General features: G+C 55.1%; 13 protein-coding genes, 1 tRNA gene and 6 pseudogenes. 13 read left to right on the forward strand and 7 right to left on the reverse strand.

Translation table 11 applies throughout. The features are described 5' to 3' along the window. Nucleotides 1-8: 8 nt before the first annotated feature. Nucleotides 9-218 (forward strand): hypothetical protein, encoded by a 210-nt coding sequence (locus tag F8N43_RS19355; protein WP_150632486.1) that lies wholly within the window; start codon nt 9-11, stop codon nt 216-218. Here the strand turns inward: F8N43_RS19355 and F8N43_RS19360 are convergent. After that, a complete protein-coding gene (locus F8N43_RS19360; protein WP_008007186.1) occupies nt 215-445 on the reverse strand; it encodes a hypothetical protein in 231 nt (76 codons plus the stop codon). The genes F8N43_RS19355 and F8N43_RS19360 overlap by 4 nt on opposite strands. A gap of 227 nt (nt 446-672) precedes the next feature. On the opposite strand from F8N43_RS19360, the gene F8N43_RS19365 reads away from it, so the two are divergent. Then, a tRNA-Asn gene (locus tag F8N43_RS19365) sits at nt 673-748 on the forward strand. 207 nt (nt 749-955) lie between these two features. Here F8N43_RS19365 and F8N43_RS19370 read toward each other — a convergent pair. The 3 genes and pseudogenes from F8N43_RS19370 to serC form a co-directional block, all read right to left on the reverse strand. After that, nucleotides 956-1,213, reverse strand: a pseudogene (locus F8N43_RS19370) (YggS family pyridoxal phosphate-dependent enzyme); the annotation flags it as partial. Nucleotides 1,214-1,223: 10 nt separating this feature from the next. Next, nucleotides 1,224-2,471 (reverse strand): benzoate/H(+) symporter BenE family transporter, encoded by a 1,248-nt coding sequence (locus tag F8N43_RS19375; RefSeq protein WP_150637415.1) that lies wholly within the window; start codon nt 2,469-2,471, stop codon nt 1,224-1,226. Between the two features lie 137 nt (nt 2,472-2,608). Then, nucleotides 2,609-3,692, reverse strand: a pseudogene (serC, locus tag F8N43_RS19380) (3-phosphoserine/phosphohydroxythreonine transaminase). A 134-nt stretch (nt 3,693-3,826) separates the two neighbouring features. On the opposite strand from serC, the gene F8N43_RS19385 reads away from it, so the two are divergent. From F8N43_RS19385 to F8N43_RS29965, 8 genes and pseudogenes are all read left to right on the forward strand, one after another. Further along, on the forward strand, nt 3,827-5,326 hold the full coding sequence (locus tag F8N43_RS19385; RefSeq protein ID WP_150654192.1) for a PLP-dependent aminotransferase family protein: 1,500 nt from the start codon (nt 3,827-3,829) through the stop codon (nt 5,324-5,326). Between the two features lie 171 nt (nt 5,327-5,497). Next, nucleotides 5,498-5,867: pseudogene (locus tag F8N43_RS29580) on the forward strand (integrase); the annotation flags it as partial. 529 nt (nt 5,868-6,396) lie between these two features. After that, the gene (locus tag F8N43_RS19395; RefSeq protein WP_150654252.1) at nt 6,397-7,329 is read left to right on the forward strand and encodes a chemotaxis protein CheV; all 933 of its coding nucleotides are present in this window, start codon (nt 6,397-6,399) and stop codon (nt 7,327-7,329) included. Between the two features lie 77 nt (nt 7,330-7,406). Next, complete coding sequence (locus F8N43_RS19400) at nt 7,407-8,567, forward strand: HD-GYP domain-containing protein (RefSeq protein WP_150654193.1); 1,161 nt, start codon at nt 7,407-7,409, stop codon at nt 8,565-8,567. Between the two features lie 402 nt (nt 8,568-8,969). Beyond that, nucleotides 8,970-9,992: pseudogene (locus tag F8N43_RS29950) on the forward strand (HAMP domain-containing protein); the annotation flags it as partial. A 111-nt stretch (nt 9,993-10,103) separates the two neighbouring features. Further along, nucleotides 10,104-10,892, forward strand: coding sequence for a methyl-accepting chemotaxis protein (locus tag F8N43_RS29955; protein WP_412071025.1), 789 nt, complete (start codon nt 10,104-10,106; stop codon nt 10,890-10,892). 640 nt (nt 10,893-11,532) lie between these two features. Continuing rightward, nucleotides 11,533-12,210, forward strand: a pseudogene (locus tag F8N43_RS29960) (PAS domain-containing protein); the annotation flags it as partial. Between the two features lie 111 nt (nt 12,211-12,321). Next, nucleotides 12,322-12,798 (forward strand): annotated as a pseudogene (locus tag F8N43_RS29965) (methyl-accepting chemotaxis protein); the annotation flags it as partial. A gap of 120 nt (nt 12,799-12,918) precedes the next feature. Here the strand turns inward: F8N43_RS29965 and F8N43_RS19415 are convergent. The 3 genes from F8N43_RS19415 to F8N43_RS19425 all read right to left on the reverse strand — a co-directional run bounded on the left by F8N43_RS19415 (nt 12,919) and on the right by F8N43_RS19425 (nt 16,439). Continuing rightward, entirely contained in the window at nt 12,919-13,914 is a 996-nt protein-coding gene (locus tag F8N43_RS19415; protein WP_150654195.1) for an AraC family transcriptional regulator, read from the reverse strand. Nucleotide 13,915: 1 nt separating this feature from the next. Next, on the reverse strand, nt 13,916-14,929 hold the full coding sequence (locus F8N43_RS19420) for an AraC family transcriptional regulator (protein WP_191623708.1): 1,014 nt from the start codon (nt 14,927-14,929) through the stop codon (nt 13,916-13,918). 259 nt (nt 14,930-15,188) lie between these two features. Then, the gene (locus F8N43_RS19425; protein ID WP_150632494.1) at nt 15,189-16,439 is read right to left on the reverse strand and encodes an OprD family porin; all 1,251 of its coding nucleotides are present in this window, start codon (nt 16,437-16,439) and stop codon (nt 15,189-15,191) included. Nucleotides 16,440-16,515: 76 nt separating this feature from the next. Here F8N43_RS19425 and F8N43_RS19430 point away from each other — a divergent pair, with 76 nt between their 5' ends. The 3 genes from F8N43_RS19430 to antB all read left to right on the forward strand — a co-directional run bounded on the left by F8N43_RS19430 (nt 16,516) and on the right by antB (nt 18,695). Next, a complete protein-coding gene (locus tag F8N43_RS19430; RefSeq protein ID WP_150632495.1) occupies nt 16,516-16,722 on the forward strand; it encodes a hypothetical protein in 207 nt (68 codons plus the stop codon). Nucleotides 16,723-16,797: 75 nt separating this feature from the next. Further along, nucleotides 16,798-18,201, forward strand: a complete 1,404-nt coding sequence (antA, locus tag F8N43_RS19435) for an anthranilate 1,2-dioxygenase large subunit (RefSeq protein WP_150632496.1) — start codon at nt 16,798-16,800, stop codon at nt 18,199-18,201. 2 nt (nt 18,202-18,203) lie between these two features. Further along, nucleotides 18,204-18,695 (forward strand): anthranilate 1,2-dioxygenase small subunit, encoded by a 492-nt coding sequence (gene antB, locus F8N43_RS19440; protein WP_150632497.1) that lies wholly within the window; start codon nt 18,204-18,206, stop codon nt 18,693-18,695. Nucleotides 18,696-18,705 lie beyond the last annotated feature (10 nt).

Genomic DNA, 18,705 nt, shown 5'->3' on the forward strand with positions numbered 1-18,705 from the left:
GAACCCACATGAAAAACGATGACCTGCGCGCTGAGCGCGATGACCTGAATGACCTGAATGACTTCATCCCCCGCGTCCCGGCCAAACGCAGCAATAACCTGGTGCTGCAAGTGGCTGCGGGTGTGTTTCTCGGCGGCCTGGCCTTGTGGCTGGTGCAACTGGGCGCGACGCTGCTTTACGCCAAACTGATGCTTGCCACCGTGACGTTCGGCGGTTAAGCCAGTTCGGTCGCGCGCTGGCTGGCCGCATCGTCATAGGCGACGTACAGCGATTCGGCGACCTGGCTTTTGATGGCCTTGGTGCTTTCCAGGCCCAAAACAAAACCTTCGGCCTTGCCGCCAGCGCGATTCAATTCGTCAGCGGTGCTGGCCTGAGTGATTGCGTCGAACAGTTTTTCGGCGTGCGGACCGACCCCTTTGGGCAGGCTGATCTGAGCGATGCTCATGCGGACACCTCGTTATTGCGAAGCGTGAGGGCTGGGTGATTCATGGCGCGTACCTTTTCGGCGAATGGCCGGCAGCGCGTGTAACCACTTCCGGGCGGCCATGGTAGACCTCTGATGCGATTCTGGTAACCGCCAATCGCCGATAAACCGCCGTCCGTCCCGACGAATCGCTCAAGCTGCCAACAGGTGCTTGACTTCTCTTTTTGAATCAGTAACATACACGCCATTCCGCGATAGCTCAGTTGGTAGAGCAAGTGACTGTTAATCACTGGGTCCCTGGTTCGAGTCCAGGTCGTGGAGCCAGACAAGGTTCGGAGAAGGCTTTCAAAATCTCGGAACACCAAAAACCCGCCTTATGGCGGGTTTTTTCGTTTTGGCGTTCCGTCGGATTCCGGTGGGTGCGCGGCGTTTTAAGGGTAGAGCTTGGAATAAAGGTCTGTTCGATAGAAGGGAGTACCCTTATGTCGCGGACATGCCCATGGACAGTTCCTCCAGCCCGACACCGGCCGGTGCGTCTTGGCGCAGGCGCTCGCGCAGTAGCCGGCAGCCTGCGACGTAGGCCAGGCGCAGGTGTGCTTCGTCAAAGGTTTTGCTCACCGGCAGCAGACGCACGCTCGCCGGATCACGACCGACACGCTGGCAGGCGCTGGCGATGCGCCGCTGCACTGCAGCCAGATTGCGCCGAAAGCCCTCAACGCTGTTGGCCTGCGGGTAGCGGCCGTGGCACTCGTGCAGGGTCAGGGTGTCGACTTCGGTGACCTCTTCAATACGGGCTGCATCAGTTGGCAGCTCCTTTACGGGTGACAGGCTCGGCAGCAGGATTGAAGACCGGCTCGCGACGCGGCAAACGGCCGTTGAGCACGGCGTACGCCACCAGACCAATCAACAGCCCCCAGAACGCCCCACCGATCCCGAACAAAGTGATGTTGGCGGCAGCAGCCAGGAAGGTAATCAGCGAGGCTTCGCGGGATTTGGCGTCAACCATGGCACTGGCCAGGCTGCCGCCGATGGTGCCCAGCAGGGCGAGCCCGGCCAGAGTAGTGATGAAGGTTGCCGGGAAGGCCATGAACACCGCAGCGAGGGTCACGCCGAAGACCCCTACGAGGATGTAGAAGACGCCCGCAGCAATGCCGGCGATCCAGCGCCTGGAGGGTTCTTCATGGGCCTCCTTGCCGGTGCAGATGGCTGCTGTAATCGCCGCAATGTTGAACGCGTGGGAACCAAAGGGCGCCATGAGCAAGGAGCCCAACCCGGTGAGGGTCACGATCGGATTGGCACTGGTGCTGAACCCATCGTTACGCAGTACCAGCATGCCAGGCATGTACTGACCGGTCAGGGTGATCAGAAACAACGGCAGCGCGACACTGAGCAAAGCATTGAGCGAGAACTCAGGCAGGGTGAATACTGGTGCCGCGAGTTGCAGCCCCAGCCCCGACAAATCGACACGCCCCTGAATCAGCAGGAAGGCCAGCCCCAATGCCAGAATGCCCACCACCGCGTAGCGTGCGGTAAAACGTTTGAGCAGGATGTAGGCGACAATCAGCAACCCGACCAGCATCGGGTCAATGCTCATGCCGCCAAAAGCACCGATGCCAAACTGCAGCAGGATACCGGCCAGCAGCCCTGCGGCCACACCCGGCGGGATCAGTCGGATGACTTTTTCGAAGTAGCCGGACAAGCCCAGCAGCACGAAGGCAGCGGCCGAGATCATGTACGCGCCCACCGCCTCGGCATAGGGCGTGGTGGCCAGGGCGACGACCAGGAATGCCGCCGCGGGTGTCGACCAGGCGGTGATGATCGGCTCGCGAGAAACCCAGCTGAGGAACAGCCCGGTAAAGCCCACGCCAATCGACACGGACCACACCCACGAAGCTGTCAACTCAGGACTCAGCCCAGCTACCTTGGCTGCCTGGAAGACCAGAATGAAGGTGCCGCCATAGTTGACAATGACCGAGATCAGACCGGCGACAATCGGATGAATGAGATCGCCGAGGCGAATAGATGACTTGGATGTTGAAGAAGACATGGCTTTACTTTGCTCCTTGCAAAGCGAGGTACTTGGCCTCGACTGGAAAGTGATTTATAACGCTGAAATGGCCTGTTTTGCCCGTACACTTTTGCGCATGAAACCAGACCACTTGTCGGGCCTGCGGCGGTCCATGCCTAGCCATGCACGCGGGCGAAGTCCTGTATGAAATCGGTCAATGCCTCTACCGCCGGCAGCGTGACCGCGCTGTAGATGCAGGCCCTGACGCCACCAACCGAGGCATGGCCCCTGAGGCCTCTGAATCCGGACTGATCGGCCAGGCACAAGAAGTCCTTTTCAACCGCGGTATCGGCGAGCACGAACGGCACGTTGTTGATCGGGCGAAACGACGCTTGCACACTGTTGCGATAGAACCCGTCGCTGTCGTCAATCGTGCGATACAGCAGCTCGGCCTTGGCCTGGTTGGTCTGGTGGATCTTCTCGATACCACCGCAGCGTTGAATCCACTTGAATGTCAAACCGGTGAGGCACCAGAGGAAGGTTGCCGGCGTATTGAGCATCGATTCCGCGTTGGCGATGTGCGCGTAATTGAGAATGTCGGGGGTGACCTCCAGTGCGGCATCGAGTAGCGCGGCGTCAATGATCACGATGGTAAGGCCCGCCGGCCCCATGTTCTTTTGCGCGGCGGCATAGATAAGGCCGTGTTTGGCAACATCAATGGGTTTGGAGAGCAGGCTTGAACAGGCGTCGCAGACCAGAGGAACCGACACGCATGGCGCGCCGGCGAATTGCACGCCGTGCACCGTTTCGTTCTCCGTGTAGTGCAGATAGGCTGCGTTCGGGTTGAGGTTCCAGTTCGTCACGGCGGGGATGAGATCAAAGCCAGAAGCCTTGCTGCTGGCAGCGATACGAACGTCGCAGTAGCGCTGAGCAGCCTGGATGGCCTTGCCCGACCAGAGCCCGGTATGCAGATAGTCCGCAGTCCCTTTTATCGCCCAACAGATTCATCGGCACTTGGGCAAACTACAGCGAGGCGCCGCCTTGCACGAACAGCACTTTGTACTGGCTGGGCACCTGCAGAATCGCCCGCAGGTCTTGTTCGGCCTGATAGGCAAGTTCCATGAACACCTCTGAGCGATGGCTGATTTCCATCACTGACATGCCGGTACCAGCGAAGTCGAAAAACTCTTCGTGCGCTTGCCGAAGCACTTCAAGCGGCAGCGCGGTTGGCCCTGCGCTGAAGTTGTGTGACCTTGCCATACCTTAATCCAGCCCTGCTCAAAGTTGCCCACCAAGCGATAGATCGCCGAGCACAAAGGCAATAGCGATGGACAGAGCCTACGGATAGACTGGCCTGCCTTTGCAGGCCAATTTATTCACATAGGGCAGACCGCATGGCGAAAACCTTCGAGCTCGAAACGCTGAAGATGCGACTCAACGACGCCGAGTTTCAGCTGCTGGATCTGCACCAGCGGATTCAGCGTGCCCTGCGTGCACTGATCCTCGACGGTGCCCTTGACTCTGGCCTGAAGCTGCCGGCAACCCGGGTCCTGGCCAAGACGCTCGGCGTTGCCCGCGACACGGTCGAGAACGCCTACGTGCAATTGCACCGTGATGGCTTCATCGTGCGGCGCGAGGGCTCGGGCAGCTATGTATCCGAGTCGGTTGGCACCGAATTGCGCGGGGCTGCGCGCCGGCGCATGAAATTGCTAGACACCAAACACAGCGAGGCGGCGCCAGGACCGGGCTTGAGCCGGCGCGGTCGGATGATTTTCGACAGTGGTGGAGTTACCGATCAACAGGTAATCAAGGCCTTTGCCACAGGTCTGCCGGAAACCCGCACCTTCCCCACCGATGTCTGGGAACGCCTGCAACGCCAAGTCTTGAAGGACTACCGGGGCAATGTCCTGCTGCACGGAGACCCGCAAGGCGCCGAGCCTCTGCGCAAGGCGATTGCCACCTACTTGAACCTCGAACGCGGTGCCAAATGCTCCCCCGACCAGATCATGGTGTTGAGCAGCACTCGCCAGGCCCTTTTTCTGTGTGCGCAGTTGTTGGTGGATGTCGGCAAACCAATCCTGCTGGAAAACCCGGGTTACTATGGCGCCAAGAAGGCCTTTGAAACCGCCGAGACCAAGGTCGTGCCCATTGACGTCGATGCCCTGGGCATACGCACGGACCTGCTGTACGCCGACCGTAGCGGCGCCAATTGCGTCTATATCACGCCGTCTCATCAATACCCCACCGGCGCGACCTTGCCGCTGGAGCGTCGTCTTGAGCTGATCAACTGGGCAGCGGAGAGGGGCAAGTGGGTCATCGAAGATGACTACGACAGCGAGTTTCACTACGACGGGCAGCCGACTGCCTGCGTACAGGGCCTGGACAAGTACCAGCGTACGCTCTACATCGGCACCTTCAGCAAGACCCTCTACCCTGGGTTGCGAATGGGCTACATAGTACTGCCCCACGAGTTGATCAAAGCCTTCACCTACGCGCGCAGCATCATGGACGGCCACACGCCACAAATCCTGCAACTGACCCTGGCGCGCTTTATGGAGGACGGCCATTACAACGCCCATGTCCGGGCCATGCGCAAACTGTATGCCGGGCGCCGTTCCATCATGCTCGACGCGATCGGCAAGCACTTGGACGGCATCGTTACCGCCTTGCGCCCTCCCGGCGGGCTACAAATTCCCTGCCTGCTGCACGATGGCTGGTCGGAGGAAAAGACCATCCGCCAAGCTGCCAGAGCGGGCGTGCAACTGCCCGGCCTCAGTCGGCTGTACGCCGGCGAGGAGAAGAAACAAGGTTGGCTATTGGGGTATTCGTCCTTGACCGCCTATGAAATCGAAGCAGCCATGCTGCGCCTGGCCAAAGCGCTGAGCAAGAAATAGGACAACAAATGGCTGGCCGAGCTGCAGAACACCGTGTCCTTTTCTGCGCAACGCTCCAGAACAAATATGTTTCAGACGCTGTCACGTGCCTACGATGAATGCCACGCATTAACGCTTGAATAGGCATATGGGTGAGCAGCGTTTCACATTCGTGGTAATTGTTCATGGTTTCTGCGCTTCGCCCGCTGGAGCGAGTTAGACCTCAAACATGGCGTCTGGGAGAGATCCGACACGCGACCAGTGCTGTAAGGCATACCCTTTTCCACAAGCGCGCTCCGAAAAATGGGGTATGACACCAAAACCTAGATCTGCGGCCATGGCGTTTCGCTCGATATCCTGCAGCGAACGGATCGAGTCGGGTTTGTGGACGGACACAGGCATTGAAAGGCTGATGAGCCACAAGGAGCGCAACAACGTCCGCGCCGCTTACATCCACAAGGCCGAATTCATCGAGGAGCGCAGGCTGATCATGAACTGGTGGAGCCGGCACCTTAAGGCTAATCAGCAGAAGCATGTCAGCCCACGCGAATTTGCCAATCAGAAAAATCGACGTGGCTTACGTTCGGAGCAAGCAGGTGGGCACAGTAAGCCCTGCAGCCGCCACGCGAGTTCACTCACCGGCCAAAGCGAGTTTTCAATGTATTTAGTAAATTCGGAGCGACCCAGTAGAAAACCCGAAAGGTCATCACGGACGCGTATAGAAAGAAATATTTAATAGTTTTTTGTCGCTTAAACCTCCTGTTTTTCAGAAGACGTCACTGAATGTGCTGTAACGATCGCTACCGAACGATTTCCACGCTACACACGGTAGTTCGATATAACCAAATAAACCGCCAGTAGCATTTAATACGCGAAAACTACTACCAAAGTAGTAGTTTATTGAAATTCAATACCAACGCATTAGCTAGCTAAGCAATTAATATTACTCGTTGCCAGTGATAAATCAGGTTGAAAATTCAGAAAAGCACTATCTAGTTGTAAAAATATATGTCACATTTTTCCTACATTTCGGCAAATATCATGTGCTCTCATCAAATGATGCTTTTGGCTTTTTGCAAGTGAGGGAAGTTATGGCTGGTGTTATGGCGTCAATTAACAGTCGCACACAGCTAGTAGGCCAGAATCGACTGGAACTCCTACTTTTTAGATTTAATACGAATCAATTGTATGGAATTAACGTCTTCAAGGTCCGAGAGGTTATACGCTGCCCTTCCTTATCTATACTACCAAAGTCTAATCCCAATATTTGTGGCGTGGCGAATATAAGAGGTATTTCAATCCCCATACTCGATCTGGCGATGGCCACTGGATTGCCAGGTGTTGAAGATCAGGCATCGGCCTTCGTGATAATTACTGAGTACAACACTCGAACGCAGGGATTTTTGGTCTACGCGGTTGAACATATTGTTAATTTAAATTGGGAGGACATCCATCCGCCTCCTAAAGGAAGTGGTGAAGACAACTATTTAACAGCTGTCACGCGTCTGGGCGATCAGTTGGTTGAAATCATTGATGTCGAAAAAGTATTGGCTCAGATATCCCCCACTTCAGAGGAGATATCAGAGGGGGTTGTGGGTGCCGACGTAACTCATCTGGCACGGAAGCTGCGGGTGCTCACGGTAGATGACTCAGTGGTGGCCCGCAAGCAAGTAACCCGTTGCCTGGAAACCGTTGGGGTTGAGGTCGTCGCATTGAATGATGGTCGACAGGCTCTGAACTACCTACGGTCAATGCTGGATGAAGGACGCAAACCGGAGGAAGAGTTTCTTATGATGATCTCGGACATCGAGATGCCTGAGATGGACGGCTACACGTTGACTGCGGAAATCCGTAACGACCCACGAATGTCAGATTTGCACATTGTGCTGCACACCTCACTGTCCGGTAGCTTCAACCAGTCGATGGTCAAGAAAGTAGGCGCTAGTGATTTTCTCGCTAAATTCCGGCCCGACGATTTAGCCGGGAGAGTCGTCGCTCGCATTAGGGCAACGACCACCCAGTAAGTTTTTAACAGATCAAGACTAAAGCCAAGGAGGTTTTAAGGGACAAAAGGACTCAGAAAATACCGAGAGGTAGGTACATGTTGAAATCGTGCAAGAACAGCGACGTTTGCAAAGATTTTTTCAACAGCGAGCGGTGTCAATCCGGCCCAGACAGCCCCTACTGGAAAGAAGCACAGCTCATAGATACCAGGAACGATACTGAGTTGGCAGATATATCTAAAATAGCGAATTCAACTTCTCAAAAAACAAAAAAAACTATTGTTGTCGACGCCATGTCTAGCTCTGTCACTCTGGAAGAAGAGCTAATAGCTGCAAAAAAACTCTATATGCAATCAAAATCAGCCGTCGTTGAAATGTTCAATCAAGCGAGGATGGGGCGTGCAATCGCTGTAGAACAGGCAGATGAGCTGGTCGATAACATACGCGGCTCGATTGCTCGCCACCCCAGCGCTTTTATTAGTTTGGTTCGACTCAAAGGTGCGGATGAATACACTTACATGCATTCAGTAGCGGTGTGTGCCTTGATGATTGCTATTGCTCACCAATTGGATTTTTCTGCAGAACTAATCCACCAGGCCGGCCTCGCGGGGTTGCTACACGACGTAGGTAAAATGGCGATTCCCGGGGCCATTCTCAACAAACCCGGTAAATTGACAGAGGAAGAGTTTGACGTCATTCGCCAGCACCCTCAAATGGGCGCGCGCATGTTGCGAGCGTTGGTACCGGTTTGCGAGATGGTTGTGGACGTGTGCCTGCACCATCACGAAAAGATTGATGGTTCCGGCTATCCAGATCGGTTGGCTGGTGAGCAAATCAGCCTTTTCTCTCGTATGGCAGCCATTTGCGACGTCTACGATGCCGTCACCTCGGATCGTCCATACAACGAAGCCTGGGGTCCGGCAATCGCCATTCAAAAAATGTCGGAATGGAAACGACACTTCGACAGTTCGGTCTTTCAGGCATTTGTCAAATCAGTCGGGATATACCCGGTGGGCTCTATTGTTCGCCTAAGCAGTGGAGATATCGGAGTAGTCGTGGAGCAAAGCCCCAATTCTTTGTTAACTCCAAAAGTTAAAATCTTCTACTCCCCTGCTTCAAATACCTATATCACCCCTACTTTAATTGATATCGGCGAATCTGCACAGAGCGAGAAAATCATTGAGCGGGTCTTGGCGCAACAATACGGGTTTAAAAACACAGAAACACTTTGGCACGGTTCGCCCGCACAAACAAAATAACAAATAAATAGCTGTACCGGCTTAGTCTTGTTCGAGCTGTATTTTAACGAACAAAACCACGAAAGCAGCAAACAACTTAGCCTTTAGTCGCCTCGTCGTGCAAGAACATAAAATGCTGCCGTCTTTAACGATGGTATAAGATATAGTGGGCAGGGGGATATTATGAAATTCAAGTCTTTGCAGACACGCATTTGTGTCACTGCAGGTATATGCTTATTTGTTTCTTCGACCAGTCTGGTCATTTACGGGGTATTTAACTCTCGAGCAAATGAGCAGTATGTCTCGACAGAAGTCACAACACTTGTTGAAAAATCAACGATCCGTGAGATCCAGAACCTGGCTGAGTCTCGAGCAAATGCCATTCAAACAAAACTGCAGAATGCGCTTGATGCAGCTCGCACCATGGCCACAGCATTTGCAGCCAGCAAGACCTCTCAAAGCCCCTTAGCACTAGGTCGGGAACAGGTTAATACGGTATTACTCAGCGTTCTTAAAGACAACCCAGAATTCAATGGCACCTATTCATGCTGGGAGCCCGAGGCGTTGGATGGACAAGATATGGCGTTCCGTAACACCTCAGATGGTAGCAACCCGTTAAATGGACGCTTCACCCCTTATTGGACGCGTAGCGCTGACGGCCATGTCGCAGTACAGCCGCTAGTGGAGTATGACTCTACGGATCGTCATCCCAATGGGGTGCTTAAAGGTGGCTGGTACAGCGGCCCGCGTTCAACATTGAAAGAAAGCGTGCTCGATCCTATCCCGTATGTAGTGCAAGGGAAAAATGTCTGGTTGACAACTTTGTCGGTTCCGATCGTTGCTAATGGCAAATTTTACGGAGTGGTAGGCGCTGACTTCGATATTTCCTTCATTCAGAAACTCAGCGAGCAAATGTCTGCGGATCTCTATGGTGGCAAGGGCTCGGTAACCATTATGAGTAACCAGGGATTGGTAGTGGCTGACAGTGGTCGCATCGACCTGATCGGTCAGCCGATCAAGAATTTGCTGCCCGAAACTTGGGACAAAGTACTCAGTGACATACAGGGCGCACGCGGCAATAGCCTACTCAATCCCCAAACGCAAAACATTGAAGTGCTCATGCCGATTCAGCTTGGGCGTACTGGAAAACCTTGGGCTGTGTTGATTCGACTGCCCAAGGCGGTGGTCATGAGCCAAGCAATTACTCTAGAGCACGAATTGCAGGCGCGCAGCGTCAGCAACAGCACCTGGCAAGTGTCAGTGGGGCTGGTCATTTCATTGTTGGCATTGGTAGGCCTATGGTTTGCAGCGGCAAAAATCGTCGGACCGATTCGTGAGGCAGCAGCGCTGGCAGCAAACATCAGTTTAGGGGACTTCTCCCGCCGGTTAGTACAGCAATCAGAAGATGAAGTTGGACAGCTGTCATATGCACTAAACGACATGTCAGAAAGCCTGCAACGCCAAGTAAGGGTAGCCGAACGCATTTCTGAGGGTGATCTGGATCTGGAGGTACGGCTATCTTCGCCAAACGATACACTCGGCAAGTCACTACAGAAGATGGTCAGCAACCTCAACAATCTGATTTCCGAGGTGCAGGTCAGCGCCACCCAGATCACTGGCAGTTCGGAGCAGGTAACCGATTTGAGTCAATCGCTATCGGACGGAGCATCGAACTCCGCCTCATCTGTCACTGAAATTAGTGCCGTCATGACTCAGATGGCCGCGCAGACTTCCGATAATGCTGCCAATGCCAAAAAAGCTGATGAGCAATCACAAGCTTCAAGAGCTGACGCAGGCGAAAGCGACAAGCTGATGAGCGAGCTTATTGCTGCCATGGCGGAAATCGACAATTCGGGAAAAGACATTACAGCGATTATTACCACCATCGATAACATCGCCGCACAAACCAACTTATTAGCCCTCAACGCAGCGATTGAGGCGGCTAGGGCTGGCGAACTGGGGCGTGGTTTTGCGGTGGTGGCTGACGAAGTACGCAGTCTGGCAGCGAGGAGCGCTGAGGCCGCTCAACAGACAGCGGCACTGATCGCCGACTCATCCACCAAGACACAGCGCGGCATGATCATCGCGGGCCGAACCGCAGAATCACTCAAAAGTATCGTCAGCGGAACCAGTGCGGTATCCAGCCTGGTGTCTCTCATTTACCAAGCCTCTAGCGAACAAGCCTCGGGCTTGCAACAAGCCAGTATCGGTCTTGAGCAAATCGATGAAGTTACGCAGCAAAACCAATCTAACTCGCAAGAGTGTGCGGTGGCAGCAAAGGATCTTTCTGCCCGCGCATCGTTGATGCAACGTGAACTAAGTCGTTTCAAAGTAAAAAAGGCGTAGCAACTTCGGAGTTCTTAGCAGAATTCTGGGATTATCATGACTCCTTTGAAGGTTAAGCCATGCAGGATCTTAATAATTTTAGAATCAGCTTCCTACATCACGAAAATATAAATTTCATTTACGTGATTACTAGTACTTTGCACGAGGCAGACAGCTGGAAATATATAGCCGATCGACTTGGACTTTTTTATTGTAATTCAGAGGGGTACACCATGCTTTCTCACGCCATAAAAAAAATGGTAGAAGCGAACGGTGTTACTGAAGTGACGGTAGAAATATGCGACATTCCTAGTCAAGCAGATGAGCATAAAAACATTGCCCGTCGACTCTAAATCGGGTCAAGTGGACGAGCTGTAGGCTTTGTCATTTTTGTGGGAGGGGGCACACCGCGAGGTGCGCCCTTTAAACCAAGTCAACGTTCGAACCGACGAATATAACTGACACAAAAATGCAACATATGGACTAAACATTCTTTATTCCTATTCAGTTATTCAATCAAATACCGATAGAATTTTAAACACAACGAAAACCGGCCTTCTAGAGGTACGTCATGTTCAATAAAACACTAAAGAACGAGCTGTCGGTCATGACGACTGAAGTGGCAGGATACAAAGGACTGATAGGGGCTCTTGAGCGCTCCATGGCTGTAATTGAGTTCGATCTGAACGGTAACGTGCTTCGCGCAAACGACAATTTTCTTACCACAATGGGATACCGCGCGGAAGATTTACTCGGCAAGTCACACCAGGACTTTTGTACACCAACTCAAACGCGAAGCAGTCACTACAAAGACTTCTGGACGCAGCTTCGCGCCGGAAAATTTGTCTCTGGGACCTTTCAACGTATTAACAGCCGCGGCCAGAACGTCTGGCTCGAGGCAAGCTACAATCCCGTTATGGACGACCAGTGTAGAGTTATCAAGGTGGTCAAATATGCTCTTGATGTCACCGCCAAGGTGGAACTAGATGCCGAGATGCGGACGAAGCTGGCTGCATTGGATCGGGCCATGGCCGTGATCGAGTTTGATTTACACGGTAATATTCTTGTCGCCAATGAGAATTTTCTCAATGTCATGGGCTACGCCGTAAACGAACTCAAGGGCAAGCATCACCGCTTATTCTGTGAATCGACGCTAGTGAATAGTCCCGAATACGTCGATTTTTGGCGCAGACTCAACGCCGGTGAATTCTTCAGCGGTCAGTTCAAACGCCTTGGCAAGCATGGAAGAGCAGTATGGCTAGAGGCTACCTACAATCCAGTTTTCGATGCCAACGGCGAACTCTGCAAAGTCGTTAAGTTCGCCAGCGATATAACTGAAAGAGTTGAAAAGTTTGAAGAGGACTCCCGTGGCGCATCTCGGGCTTACCATATATCAGCGGAAACTGAAAAAGTCGCGGAGCAAGGTGCCCAAGTCATCCAGGAAACCGCTCGGGAAATGCGGCAGATTGCCGAAAATATTGGAGCGTCCGCACGATTAGTAGGCCAATTAGGTGATCGTTCTGAGCAAATTACGGCCATCGTCAATACCATTCGCGGCATTGCCGATCAAACCAATCTACTGGCACTCAATGCAGCCATTGAAGCAGCCCGTGCAGGAGACCAGGGAAGAGGTTTCGCTGTAGTAGCCGATGAGGTGCGGCAACTGGCAGGACGAACCAGTCGCTCTACAGCAGAAATCGCCGAAATGATCGGTAAGATCCTCGCCGAAACCCGTGAAGCGGTTGCCAGTATGAACACCACGCAAGAGGGCGCACAACGAGGCGTATCACTGGCCGATCAGGCCGGGGCGGTCATTTTACAGATCCGTAGCGGCACCAGCGATGCGGTTGAGGCGGTAAGCATGTTCGCATCTACCCTTGATGAGTCCGATGTTATTCCAAAGACCGCTGTCGGTTGGGTGGGTTAACTGTTTTTTACGGCAGTTTTAATATCTGCTCGGCAAAATAAGAAACTTTTGCACTGACCTGATCAAGAGCTTGAATCAGGTCAGATTCCGGATTTTTTGTCCATTCCAAATCTGTGTCCCTCATGCCAGAGACTTCATCGTCTGCTTCGGCAACTCTCCAAAGCGCTGCCGATAGTAATTGGCAAACCGCCCCACATGCCCGAACCCGAACTCCAGCGCGACCTCTGTCACGCTGGTGTGCGGCTTCGCCAGCAAGTACTCCCTGGCGGCTTCGAGCCGTAATCCGCGCAAGCGGTCCATCGGGCTTTGACCGTATTCACGTTGGCATAAGGTGTTCAAGCTGCGAATGCTCACCCCGACAGCAACCGCCAGTTCAGCCAGGGAGATGCCTTGAGCAAGGTGTTCGCGCATGCTGGCGTCGATTTTTTGCAATTGACGGGTGGGCTGCCGCGGCGAACGCGACTCTTGTTGCGCAACGCCACAATGGCTGAGCAGAAACAGCGGCAGGCTTTGCTCCAGATGCTGTAACCAGCGAGAAGGCAGTGCACTCGACTCACCCTTGGGCAAGTGCTCCAGCAACTCGCTGACCAGACGAAACCAGCGCATCGCCAGTGGCCGTTCCAGACGGCTGACCGGCGCTAACGTGAAGCCCGATGGCAAGTCATCGGCCAGCGCATTTTGGCTGGCGTCGAGCAATGCTCGTGGCAGTTTGAGGATCAGTTGCTCACAGCCCTCCTCCCACACCACTCGAGCCTGGTTGCGCGGAGACAGGATCGCCACTTCTCCCGGGCTGACGTCATAGCCCATGCCGTCGGACTCAAGCGTGGCACTGCCGCGCAGCGGCATCTGTACCAGCACGAAATCTTCGAAAGGCTGCGGCCGGATTTCTACCTGGCCGCCGTAACGCAGCGCATACAGTTCGCAACTGGCGACCTGGCCGCGATAGAACGCCGTATCGACCCCGCCTCGCGGCCAGTCCAGCTCATGCTCCACCAGCGCTTGTCCCATCAAACGCTGGGTTTCCTGCGCCGAGCGACTGGTGAAGACCGGCTCGCGGCACATCAGCGACAAGTTGAGGCCCACGCTGTTGGCGGTGGCCGCGTGGAAAGTCGTCATGTCAAAGTGACCGGTTGCGACGGGCTTCACTGCGCTGCAGAGTGGCGCTGGGCGTTTCGTTGAACAGCTTGCGGTACTCACTGGCGAACCGGCCCAGATGCGAAAACCCCCAGCACATCGCGATCACGGAGATGTTGCGCACCGAGGCGTCTTCGAGGATTTCCTGGCGTACGGCGCCGAGGCGAAACTTTTTCAGGTAAGCCATGGGCGAGACGCCCATGTGCTTGCGAAAGCCTTCGAACAGTTTGAAGCGGGACACCCCTGCCGCCGCCTCAATGTCCTCCAGGTGGATGTCTTCGCGAGCGTTGCTTTCTATGAAGTCCTTGGCGCGCACCAGGTAATACGGCAACTTGACGCCCAGTTGGTCACGCAGTTCGGCACTGTAGTTGTTGGGTTGGGAAAGGATGAGCCCCTTGATCAGCGCGCTTTCGATATCGCGGGTGAAGTACACCTGACTGAACAGGTCGTGGCCGCGCTCCAGCTCATCGATGTAGTAACGGGCCAGCCGCCACCAGGAGGCAGAGGCGCCGTTGACCGCGTCCATCACCGGCTCGAACTTCAGCGGCATTTCCAGCGGGCGTTGCAGCATGCCTTCCAGTGTCTGGCGCATGGCCATGCGGGTGATCACCACGGAGATTTTGTGACAGTCACCGGCCATGCTCAGTGTCTGGGTTTCGTGCGGCGTCACGATCAGCCCCTGATCCTGATTGGAGTACAACCGACGGCCATCCTTGACCAATTCCTGCTCGCCGCGAATCGGCAGGCTGAGGCTGTAGCAATTGAGGTGTTCGGCATCCTCGACGCCGATGGTCACGTCGGTACCGTATTCCATCCGGCCCAAGGTCGTGGACATGGATTTGAACACATTGGCCTTGTGGTGAAACTGAATCCGGTTCGGCTGCGAGGTCTGCAGTTCGTGCGGCCCGCAAATGCCGGCCATCCATGCCCGGGCACCGGCCAGGTCGTAGCGATCTATGCGGATATCTCGAAACTGGACAACATTTGGTTCGGTCATGACGGTACACCCACGGCAATGGACATCGACACGCTCTTCGGCGCGTATTCTCATTGGGTTTGCAAGGGCTATGCCCAGCCGGTGCGAACAGGCGAAATCCGCACTTTTCGGCTAGTAATCGGAAACTATCTGGATGTCGAACGCGTTGCGCGGCGTTGATGCGCACAGCAATGGTGCCAGGAGCGGGCGACGCAACGGGTAAAGCGCTACCCGAGGCGTCACTTCTGCGCGCAACCGTGTCCGATTTCAGGGCAGGACGTTACCAAAATTTCCAGGTGTAAGTCGTGATCAGGCGGTTTTCCACCCAGTCATTGCCATGGCTGAATTTGGCGACGACATTGCCGGCCTCTACGCCCACGCCTTTGAGCGGACCGCTTTGCACCACGTAAGACAGCACCAGGTTGCGCTCCTGCTCCGCTGCCTGACTGAGGTTGTCGCCACGGTCCACCGAACTGCCCTTCAAGTATCGGGTCATGAAACTCAGGCCCGGCAGCCCCATGGCGGCAAAGTCGTAGTCATAACGCAGTTGCCAGGATTTTTCGTTGGGTTTGATGAACGCCACCCGCGACCAGTTCACCAGGAACGGCTGCGGCACATAACCGCCCAGTGTCGGGAAGTTGCTGTCGCCGAGCATGCGCTGGTATCCCACGCCGAATCGGTGCCCGCCTTTTTTCAGGGAGGTCATGGCGCCATAGGAACGGTTGTCAATGTCGCCGTAGAGCGCGTCGCCGTCTTCGCTGTTGTTGAAGTAACGCAGGTCAGTCTTCAGCGCATAGCCGTCGCCCAGGTCTGCCAGATGGGTGATGCCCAGGTAGTGCTGCTGGTAGATGTCTTCCAGTTGCGCGTAGAAGTAAGTACCGGTCAGCGACGGAGTGAAAGCATAGCTGGCACCGGCAAGGTTGAGCCCGTCACTGCCATGGCGCACACCCGAACCGGTCTGCAGGTACAGTTTTTCGTAGTTGGAGGAGTTACGCGCACCGATCTGCGTCAGCCGCCCGGCGGTCAATGTCAGGCCGTCGATTTCCTTGGATTCGAGCAGGCCACCGCGATAGGTCGTGACCAACTGACGTGAATCATCAATGATCACCACCGGCAGTAACGGCCGCAGTTCACCGACTTTCAGCTCGGTTTTCGAATAGCGCATTTTCAGCGTCGCCCCGCCACGGCCATATTCATCGGCCTGCTCCTGACGGCTTCGGCTGTAAGGAATGATGGAGTCATCGCCGCGCCCGCCACCGCCGTCCAGCCTATAGGCATACTGCACCTCTGCGTCCAGGCCGAACTGCACCGGGCCTTCGGTATAGCCGGAGGCAAAACGCAGGTCGAACCCCTGAGTCCAACTGCCCACCCGCGAACGGGCCGGGTTGTCCTGCTTGAAATCCCGATCGATGTAGAAGTTGCGGGTACCCAGTGTCAGCCGGCTGTCAGAGACCACGTCAGCCTGAGCCAATAATGGCGTCAACAAGCCCACTGTTTGAATCCCTCGAACTAACCACGTTTTATGCAACATATTATTTTTCCCCCTGCCGCGTTTAGAGCAACACATGAATAGAAGGCACTTCTGGCTAAAACCAGGGCCATGAGCAATGGCAGTTTCCAGTGACCTGCAGCGAGACACTCTGGTGGTGCTTCGATTGAAATTAAGCCGCAACAAGTTCGTCAGCGGCTATCCCGTTACTGGAAGACAATTAGCCGTTTGCTCAGCCTTCACAGGCGACAAAACCCAGTATTTACAGGAGAAAATCGCCAACAACCCAGGATCAAGGCTTATTTTCCGGATGGGTTTCCACTAATAAGCGGATAGACCCTGTCCATCGCCACGTCATTTAATGAAGGCGTGAATTAGCCCATTGGCCGAGGACTGGGATATGACAACTGCACGAAGTATCGAACAGTGGAAAAGTTATATAGAAAGTTGCCTGGACTTCCGTCCGGAAGACGGTGTTTATCGCATCGCCCGCGATATGTTTACCGACCCGGAATTGTTCGATCTGGAAATGGAACTGATTTTCGAGAAGAACTGGATTTACGCCTGCCACGAAAGCGAGATCGCCAATAATCACGATTTCATGACGATGCGTGCCGGCCGCCAGCCGCTGATCATCACCCGCGACGGTGAAGGTCGTCTGAACGCCCTGATCAACGCCTGCCAGCACCGTGGCACCACCCTTACCCGCGTTGGCAAGGGCAACCAGTCGACTTTTACGTGCCCCTTCCACGCCTGGTGCTACAAAAGCGACGGCCGGCTGGTAAAGGTCAAGGCGCCGGGCGAATACCCCGAAGGCTTCGACAAGGCTACCCGCGGCCTGAAAAAGGCCCGTATCGAAAGCTATAACGGCTTCGTGTTCGTCAGCCTCGACGTGGAGGGCACCGACACCCTGGAAGACTTCCTCGGTGACGCCAAGGTGTTCTTCGACATGATGGTGGCGCAGTCACCTACCGGTCAGCTCGAAGTGCTGCCGGGCAAGTCGGCTTACACCTACGACGGCAACTGGAAACTGCAGAACGAGAACGGCCTGGACGGTTACCACGTCAGCACCGTCCACTACAACTACGTGGCCACCGTGCAACACCGCCAACAGGTCAACGCCGAAAAAGGCCTGACTTCCAGCGACACCCTGGACTACAGCAAGCTGGGGGCCGGCGACAAGGAAACCGACGACGGCTGGTTCGCTTTCCACAACGGCCACAGCCTTCTGTTCAGCGACATGCCCAACCCGGCCGTGCGCCCTGGCTACGCCACCATCATGCCGCGTCTGGTCGAGGAACACGGCCAGGGCAAAGCCGAGTGGATGATGCACCGCCTGCGCAATCTGAACGTCTACCCGAGCATGTTTTTCCTCGACCAGATCAGCTCGCAGTTGCGCATCATCCGCCCGGTGGCCTGGAACAAGACCGAAATCAACAGCTTCTGTCTGGGTGTGGTCGGCGAGTCGGACGCCGATCGGGAAAACCGCATTCGTCAGTTCGAAGACTTCTTCAACGTGTCCGGCATGGGCACCCCCGATGACCTCGTGGAGTTCCGTGAAGCCCAGCGTGGCTTCCAGGCGCGTCTGGAACGCTGGAGCGACATTTCCCGCGGCCAGGGCAAGTGGGTCGAAGGCGCCACCCGCAACAGCGAAACCATTGGCATCGCCCCGGCACTGACCGGCACCGAGTTCACCCATGAAGGCCTGTACGTCAACCAGCACGCCAACTGGCAGCGCTTTTTGCTCGAAGGCCTGGCGCGCAAGGCGGCCGAACAACAACCGTTGAAACTGCGTGAGGTGTGAACATGAATTCGCAACTGCAATACCGCGTCGAGCAATTTCTCTACCGCAACGCCGAGGCCTGCGATGCCCAGGACTGGGACACCTACCTGGCCATGTTCAGCGATGACAGCGAATTCCACCTGCCGCAATGGGATTCGGAGCACGTCTACACCACCGACCCGAAAAAAGGCATGTCACTGATCTACTACCCCAACCGGGGTGGTCTGGAAGACCGGGTGTTCCGCATTCGTACCGGCAAGGCGGCATCGACCATCCCGATGCCGCGCACCCTGCACCTGATCAGCAACGTGCGTATCGCGCCGCTACAGGATGATGAGCTGGAGGTCCGCGTCAACTGGAGCACCTTGTACTACCGCATGCAAACCGCCGAGCAGTTCTTCGGCCGAGCCACCTACCGCCTGCGCCCCGACGGCGAGAGCTGGAAGATCGCCCGCAAACACGTAGTGCTGCTCAACGACACGATCAACTCCGTGCTCGATTTCTACCATCTCTGAACCCTGCGGA

The sequence above is a fragment of the Pseudomonas fluorescens genome, assembly GCF_902498065.1.
Classification (GTDB): domain Bacteria; phylum Pseudomonadota; class Gammaproteobacteria; order Pseudomonadales; family Pseudomonadaceae; genus Aquipseudomonas; species Aquipseudomonas fluorescens_BJ.

Excerpts from the sequence above, each read along its gene's own strand:
- F8N43_RS19355 (WP_150632486.1), top strand. The coding sequence starts at position 9 with ATGAAAAACGATGACCTGCGCGCTGAGCGCGATGACCTGAATGACCTG.
- F8N43_RS19360 (WP_008007186.1), bottom strand. The coding sequence starts at position 445 with ATGAGCATCGCTCAGATCAGCCTGCCCAAAGGGGTCGGTCCGCACGCC.
- F8N43_RS19375 (WP_150637415.1), bottom strand. The coding sequence starts at position 2,471 with ATGTCTTCTTCAACATCCAAGTCATCTATTCGCCTCGGCGATCTCATT.
- F8N43_RS19385 (WP_150654192.1), top strand. The coding sequence starts at position 3,827 with ATGGCGAAAACCTTCGAGCTCGAAACGCTGAAGATGCGACTCAACGAC.
- F8N43_RS19395 (WP_150654252.1), top strand. The coding sequence starts at position 6,397 with ATGGCTGGTGTTATGGCGTCAATTAACAGTCGCACACAGCTAGTAGGC.
- F8N43_RS19400 (WP_150654193.1), top strand. The coding sequence starts at position 7,407 with ATGTTGAAATCGTGCAAGAACAGCGACGTTTGCAAAGATTTTTTCAAC.
- F8N43_RS29955 (WP_412071025.1), top strand. The coding sequence starts at position 10,104 with ATGGTCAGCAACCTCAACAATCTGATTTCCGAGGTGCAGGTCAGCGCC.
- F8N43_RS19415 (WP_150654195.1), bottom strand. The coding sequence starts at position 13,914 with ATGACGACTTTCCACGCGGCCACCGCCAACAGCGTGGGCCTCAACTTG.
- F8N43_RS19420 (WP_191623708.1), bottom strand. The coding sequence starts at position 14,929 with ATGACCGAACCAAATGTTGTCCAGTTTCGAGATATCCGCATAGATCGC.
- F8N43_RS19425 (WP_150632494.1), bottom strand. The coding sequence starts at position 16,439 with ATGTTGCATAAAACGTGGTTAGTTCGAGGGATTCAAACAGTGGGCTTG.
- F8N43_RS19430 (WP_150632495.1), top strand. The coding sequence starts at position 16,516 with ATGGCAGTTTCCAGTGACCTGCAGCGAGACACTCTGGTGGTGCTTCGA.
- antA (WP_150632496.1), top strand. The coding sequence starts at position 16,798 with ATGACAACTGCACGAAGTATCGAACAGTGGAAAAGTTATATAGAAAGT.
- antB (WP_150632497.1), top strand. The coding sequence starts at position 18,204 with ATGAATTCGCAACTGCAATACCGCGTCGAGCAATTTCTCTACCGCAAC.